This is a genomic window from Streptomyces synnematoformans (assembly GCF_039531005.1).
In the GTDB taxonomy this organism is placed as follows: Bacteria; Actinomycetota; Actinomycetes; order Streptomycetales; family Streptomycetaceae; genus Streptomyces; species Streptomyces synnematoformans.
In genome coordinates, this window is sequence record NZ_BAAAPF010000608.1 from 1 (window position 1) to 1,793 (window position 1,793).

The 1,793-nt window shown below is 70.2% G+C and carries 1 protein-coding gene and 1 pseudogene; one reads left to right on the top strand and one right to left on the bottom strand.

Annotated elements, in window-relative coordinates:
- Positions 1-131: 131 nt before the first annotated feature.
- Entirely contained in the window at positions 132-308 is a 177-nt protein-coding gene (locus ABD317_RS36490; RefSeq protein WP_344296287.1) for a glycosyl hydrolase 53 family protein, read from the bottom strand.
- A gap of 859 nt (positions 309-1,167) precedes the next feature.
- Here ABD317_RS36490 and ABD317_RS36500 point away from each other — a divergent pair.
- A pseudogene (locus ABD317_RS36500) lies at positions 1,168-1,521 on the top strand (hypothetical protein); the annotation flags it as partial.
- Between the last annotated feature and the right edge of the window lie 272 nt (positions 1,522-1,793).

Consider the following 1,793-nt stretch of genomic DNA (forward strand, 5'->3'; position numbering starts at 1 on the left):
CGCAGAGACCCGCACCTCCCTCCCGGGGCTGGGCGTACGCCTCTCCGCGCACGAGATCGACTGGCTCGACCTCCGCGCCGAGTAGGGCCGACCGCCGCGGACCCGTGTCCGTCCGCTTCGGTACAGCAGTGCTACGGCGTCCACCTCACGTTCGGGTTGATCCTGCCGGACCACAGGACGACCGGCTTGCCGTACCGCGTCCGCATGCCGACGATCACGTTGTGCAGGTTCGACATCGAACCGTGCCACACCCAGTAGTACGACAGGGCCGTGACGACCACTCCCGCCCCGGGCGGACTGATCGACAAGGGCACCAAAGGAAAGACGGCCGGACGCGTCCCGCTGATCGAGGAAGTGTGACCCATGGTGGCCCAGCGCCTCCGATCCCGATACCCGGCTGTTCACCGGACCCCGCGGCCGGATCACCACCGCCGTGCTGCGGGACGCCACCCACCGGGACGACGTGGCCACCAAGCTCGGCTACGAGCACCTCCGCCGCCACGGCCTCCGGCGCACCGGCCTCCCATGGCTGACGAGGGTCTGCCGTAGCGTCAGATTGACGGTGTGTCAATGAATCGCAAAAGGCCCTCTGACCTGGGATTCTCCCCACTCAAAGGGCCTCTTTCACACCGTCGGGACGGCGGGATTTGAACCCACGACCCCTTGACCGGGCCACGCGCGGAGGGCCGCCGCCGCCCGCCAGACTGCCGCACACCTGCGCGCCGCCTACCGAGCCGCCGCCCCTGCACCGCTGGCGACTCCGGCACAGCGCGGCCGGCGTCTTCCACGACCGCGGGAGCAGCGCCACGCCGGCCAGCTACGCGAGGCGCCGCCGGAACCGGCCGAGCAGATCCTCAGCGAACCCGGCTGGTACGCCCCCGCGGCGACCCCCGCCGACGCCCAACGTGCCGGCCACGACCGGCCGCCCTGCTGGCCCGAGTCGCCCGACGCCGTGAACTGGGCACCGCGGATTCCGTCAGCGACGTTCTCGTATGGCGGCTGCGCCGCACGACAGACCTGCCCCTGGAAACGCCAGAACCCGCCACGAACGCCCGGCGGAACTCGTCACCCACGCCGCGGCCGTCTCCGCCGCGAGCAGCACGTACGGCACGCTCCGACAGCGGAACCACCAGGTCCTAGTGAGCAGCCGCCGAAGCGAAGGCTCGACCGCCGCAGGTCGAGCGGATGCGGGCCGAGCCGGAGCACGCCGCGCCAGCCAGTGCGGGGGACGACTCCGTTCCGTCGGAACCGCAATTGCCCAGCCACGACCAGCTCAACGGCCGGATGATGCCCTGGAAGCAGCCGCTCGTCGTCCACGGCGAACTGATCGCCTGCTCCGAGTGCGGCGCGTACCGGGGACTGGCTGATCCTGTCCACCCGTGACCAGGTCTGCTGCGCTGCCGGAAAGGCCACCAGCAGCACGAGACCCGCCTGGACACCGCCTGGTACAACCGCCACGCCGGCCCCGCGGACGCCACGCACGCGACGTTCGAGGACTGCCTGCACCACCTCGGGCACTGACACCCACCCCTACGACCCCAACCGGGCCCGAAGACCCGAACCGCCCACCCACCGTCCAGCACCAAGAGGGCATTTCACACCATTGCGCATCGCCACCACCGCCCTCGGCGTCACCGCCGCCGCTCTCCTGACCATGCCCACCAGGCTCATCGCGCAGAGCGAGAGCGTGGGTCCGTCGCAGCGGAACAAGCTCGAAAAGGCTCAGCCACGGTCCTGCGGATGCTCCTATGGCTGTCAAGCTGCTGGAGCTATGCCGGTTTGAGTGATTCGTT